Raw genomic sequence first — 5,417 nt, 5'->3', positions numbered from 1 at the left:
TGGGGACAATGAACAGTAACGCTGGCCATGAGAAAACCTCAAAGCGGGCATTATATCTCAATTCAACTAATTAGATGCATAACCAACCTTTGGCGATTTCACACGTAACAGGATTATCCATATATTGGACGAAGCCGAACAAGGTCAAAATGGATTTAACTACCGTGCGGAACGTACCGATGATGAGGGAAAATCATTCCCTATCACAACGATAAATAGATGCGCATATACATCGTATTGACTCGATCGTAGGTATATAAATAAACACCAAAGTGGTAACTAGGTAACCTACTCTATTAGAATGGCTGGCGCATGCGACCTTCTAATAGGAAGCAGTTACCCGTCTCACTATTATAGTTGCAATATTAGTACAAGCCTAAAACCTTCCACCACATTAAGCCAAATATTAGGAATACTGCTTGATTAATGAGACTAATAATAAATCCTGTTCGCCACCACACACCGGTCGGAACATATCCGGCACCAAATAGAATAGGGCCACGAGCATGTGTGTATTGAGTCAGTGAACAGTAGAGGCTGCTGGAAAAGGCTAGCATAAGCGCAGTTGGTACAGTTGGAATACCTAAATTAATACTAACACTGAGGAATACCCCATATAGAGCAGCTATCTGAGCATTACCGCTGGCAAAGAAATAGTGTGTGTAAAAATATGCAGCATTTAATAATATTAGAATGATTATCCAGTTAGTTCCATGCATAGTATGACCAATGCTGTTACCTATAAGATTGCCAAACCAAGTTGTAAAGCCTAATCTTTTTAACTGGTTTGCCATCATAAGTAATGCTGCAAACCATATTAATGTATCCCAAGCATCCTTTTCATTTTTCACATCATCCCAATTGAGCACACCAGATAAAAGCAGAGCTGATAGGCCAACAAATGCAGCAATCGTTGGATCGATACCCCATCTGCTACCAAAGATCCATAGCACTAACAACAATAGAACGGTTCCAATCATCATATATTCACTGAGTGAAATCGAACCCATTTTCGATAATTCAGCACGTGCAATGCTCGGAGCATCAGGCGTTTTACGAATTTCTGGTTTTGTTAACCAATAAACCAAGGGAGGGATAAGAATCAAAGAAATTAGACATGGAATTATAGATGCCATTAACCATCCGCCCCAACTCAAGGTAACACCAGCGTTGGCTGCCAATTTTACCGCGAGCAGATTCCCAGTATAACCGGTCATGAACATGGCAGCAGTGACATCATTGACATTACCGATACAGGTAACTAAAAATGTTCCAATCTTACTTCGAGAAGCATCGTCAGGTCTCGAATCGAAACTGCGTGCTAGTGAATCTGCAATCGGATAAATGACACCACCGCATCGTGCCGTATTACTAGGCATAGCAGGAGATAAAATTAAGTCTGCAAAAGCTAAGCCGTACGCCAAACCTAACGTGCGCTTTCCCAGTAAACGAATCATTAACAGTGCAATACGCCGACCTAACCCCGTTTTTATGAATCCTCTAGCAATCATAAAAGCAACAACAATTAACCAAATTAACGAACTATTAAGATCACTTAACGCTATTTTAACGTTATCAGCAGAGCTTGTATCTCCTGACGAATGCACCAAAGCAAAGACAGTTATTCCGATAAATCCAACTGCGCCAATAGGCAAAACTTTAACGACAATACACGCGATAGTGGCTATAAAAATAATTGTTGAATGCCAAGCGGGTACGCTCAATCCATTAGGTTGTCTTAGATACCAAAATATTGCAGCAATCATGGTTATGATAATTAAAGGTAGCCATCGCACATTATTCTGCTGTTGACATGTCATAAGGCATCTCTTCTCATATGTATTATACGTTGGGCTCCCCCAACGTAATTTTTTTGGAAAACTTAATAATAAATATTTAATTAGAAAGAAATACGTTTGTAATTTTGATACTCAGGCTTCCAAAAGGTATTTTCTAATTCATCCTTAAGTTCAAAAACAGTCATTTGTTTTGCGACACCATCCTCTACGCCAGCTAATGCAACAGCAATGGCTATTTTTTTAGATATATCATGAATATTTGTCAATTCTGGTAATAGAGTACCCTCAGGATTTTCAATCATTGGAGATGATTCAGCAAGAACCTTACTAGCAGCAAGGAACATATTTTCCGTCACTCGTTTTGCTTTAGAGATCAAAACACCAAGGCCAAGTCCAGGAAAAATATATGAGTTATTACATTGGGATATAATATATTTTTTTCCATTATAGATTACTGGTTGAAATGGACTACCTGTAGCAATAATTACATTTCCATCGGTCCACTCAATAATATCTTTTGGTACAGCCTCCACACGAGATGTAGGGTTAGATAGTGGGAGTATAATCGGCATTGTGAAACTGGAATACATGGACTTAACAACCTCCTCGGTAAATAACCCAGGTACACCTGAAACACCAATCAAAATTGATGGCTGGATATGGGTTACCAGTTCTGCTAGATCCTTCCCATCAGGTGAGAATGAGAGGCTTTCCCTTGTGTGGGCTAATCTATATTGAAAGTCCGTTAGCACTGGGGTATCTTTTAATATCAAGCCATCTTTGTCGACTAGAAATATATGACTTCTGGCTACATCCTCATCTAACCCATCATTCCTAAGTGCTGCAATGATTAGTTCAGCAATACCGCAGCCAGCAGAGCCTGCTCCGACGAACATAATTCTCTGTTCAGATAGTCGTATGTTATTATGAAGGCATGCAGCAAGAATCGACCCTAACGCTACAGTTGCAGTTCCTTGAATATCGTCATTAAAACAACATAGTTTATCCTTATACATTTGAAGCAAAGGAGTTGCATGCTTTAGAGCAAAATCTTCAAACTGTAGCAGTACCCCTGGCCAACGACGCTCAATAGAGGAGATAACCGTATCGATAAACTCATAATATTCAGAATCTAAAATACGCGGATGACGAGCTCCCATATATAGAGGGTTATTTAATAGTTCTTGGTTGTTTGTTCCGACATCTAGCATGATAGGCAAGCATTGGTGCGGAGGTATACCACCGCAAGCTGTATATAAAGATAATTTTCCGATAGGGATGCCCATGCCACCGATGCCCTGATCACCTAAGCCAAGAATACGTTCACCATCTGTGATCACGATAATTTTTATTTCATCGCCAATAACATTACGAAGAATACTTTCAATTTTATTTCTATCTTCCCAAGAAATAAATAGCCCTCGATTCTTACGCCATATTTCTGAAAAATGTTGGCAGGCATAGCCGACAGTTGGAGTGTAAATTAATGGGAGTGAGTCATCTATGTTTGATGTTATATAGTGATAAAATAGAACTTCATTAGTATCTTGTAGATTCCTCAGAAAAATATGCCTAGCCTCATCAGTAGTAAACCGATTCAACTGAAATCGGATACGTTCACTTTGTTCATCTATCGATTCAACTACAGCAGGTACAAGTCCGTGAAGGTTGAATTCATCGCGCTCACTATTACTAAACGCGCTTCCCTTATTAAATGAAGTACAGCTTAGCAATGATTGGCCTGAAAGATGAGTGTATCGCATTATAACTCCTACCATATAAATTAATTAAATAGCTTATTTTCTAAAAGGTATATTCACGATTTTCTTTTAGCAAGTAGTTTATAGTGGCTACTAATTAACCTATATAGTAGAATTGCATTCAAATTATGATTAATATGCGCAAGTGAAATAATAGCTGTGTAAAGTTAACAAAATATCTCATGGAAAAACTATTTCTTATCATTTTTGATGTATGAATAAACAATTTCTTAGCATGTGTGTTATTTAAGGAGTAAGTGAAACCAAAAATGTATTTTTCTTGGTATATGGGATCGAGGGACAGTGATGTAAAAAAGCAAGTTATGGAGATAACTTATTGTTTGTAATGAAATTAATTGATGTTGACTCTCCATTCAGAATGTCATCCGATAACGAAAACGTATAGTGGTCTAACATATTTATATAACTATGTTTAAGCGGGGATAACCTCGCCAGATGTACCTCCTACGGTATTTCACCCCACCGTTCACTATTCTCCAGTCAGAGATCTCGACGGAACAAAGAATCCTGAAAACGTTCCAGCAGGCACAACGAATAAACCCGCGCGTAGAATCCGGCCATCTCTGCCATAGATTAGGCGTTCTAGGGGCCAGAAGTGATTTGCTCTGGAACATCGTCGAGCATGCGTATTTTTGAGCCTTTCAGCTCGGTCAGATAATGGATTATGGACAATGATTGTTGGCCCGCAGGGCCGGCTGAAAGTGTAAGTCACGCAACATCGCGGACAAGTGCTGGCAAAATGCCATATCTGATAACCCAGAAAACCTAGTTATGAAGCCTTGATTGGCCAACATGAATGTGGCGCCTAGAAGCCATATCTTCTCAGAACAATGACCTCGACTGATTAATGCGTTGGTTTGAAGGTGTTTCTGGCGAGAGGCAATGTTAAGCAACATCACCCTAAAAAGGACATTATTTGAATATTAGTCTAATGCGACAGAGTACAACGTATGTATTCTAATATCTGAGTAATGAATTTAAGCTATGAATTAGGAGTACTCTCATTTATACCACCTATGCTTAATTAAATTGTATCTTAAAAATTATTGAATTAAGTTTAACAAATATTCATGATTAAATGTTAGATGTATGATATGAAGGCTGAGATGGAATAGTTTACATTATTTTACAAATGGATCTTAACGTTAAAATATTCGTTATATATTGTTTTGTTAATGTGTGTTTTTTATTTATTTTTATGATTTTCTACTTTTCAGATCAGATAAAAAATAAACAAATGAAAAACGACTGTAATTGATTTTAAAACTCAGACAAACAAATAGAATATAACTTTCTTTTTTTTACAAAATCCTGTTACTTATCTAAAAACAAAAAAAAATAGCATCTTATCCTGTTTTTATCAAATTAATGGTCTGTATATTTGTTTTTTTGTTTTTAATCATTATAATAAGCTAGACATGTGTCCCTTATGTCTATTGCATATATAGGTTCGAGAAAACAACAATGACAATACTGAGCTATATCCTCCCATGATATAGTGATATAAATATCAGATTGTTTTTCATTACAGAAACTTGCTATAGGGATATATATTTTTATCTATATTCATACTCTGGTGAGTGTATATGTAAATCGTAACTTCAATGTCAAAGAATGGGGCAGATGGTTTTAATTTTAAAATGCATTTTTCTTACTTAATATTCATTATTCTACATTATTAGCTATAGAGTTTTATATGAAAAAATCCCCCCCTCCTTTTACCTCTGAAATCAAAATGGGTAGAAGATATATCCGCGCCATTGCACACCTGAATATCGGTATGCAGGTCGTATTTCCCTTGGCCCTGTCATTTACTCCGGTAATGGTTGCTCGAGCC

At 37.3% G+C, this 5,417-nt stretch carries 2 protein-coding genes and 1 pseudogene; all 3 read right to left on the bottom strand.

Annotated elements, in window-relative coordinates:
- Positions 1-365 precede the first annotated feature (365 nt).
- Complete coding sequence (locus BN1044_RS06675; protein WP_040046856.1) at positions 366-1,820, bottom strand: DASS family sodium-coupled anion symporter; 1,455 nt, start codon at positions 1,818-1,820, stop codon at positions 366-368.
- Between the two features lie 80 nt (positions 1,821-1,900).
- Entirely contained in the window at positions 1,901-3,562 is a 1,662-nt protein-coding gene (locus BN1044_RS06670; RefSeq protein WP_139130910.1) for an NAD-dependent malic enzyme, read from the bottom strand.
- A gap of 501 nt (positions 3,563-4,063) precedes the next feature.
- Positions 4,064-4,308, bottom strand: a pseudogene (locus BN1044_RS23860) (hypothetical protein); the annotation flags it as partial.
- Between the last annotated feature and the right edge of the window lie 1,109 nt (positions 4,309-5,417).

Source organism: Hafnia alvei, assembly GCF_900095695.1.
In the GTDB taxonomy this organism is placed as follows: Bacteria; Pseudomonadota; Gammaproteobacteria; order Enterobacterales; family Enterobacteriaceae; genus Hafnia; species Hafnia alvei_B.
The sequence above is the reverse complement of the archived record's forward strand: the minus strand, read 5'-3'. Positions and strand labels throughout refer to the sequence as shown.

Coding starts and splice junctions, on each gene's coding strand:
- BN1044_RS06675 (WP_040046856.1), bottom strand. CDS start 1,820: ATGACATGTCAACAGCAGAATAATGTGCGATGGCTACCTTTAATTATC.
- BN1044_RS06670 (WP_139130910.1), bottom strand. CDS start 3,562: ATGCGATACACTCATCTTTCAGGCCAATCATTGCTAAGCTGTACTTCA.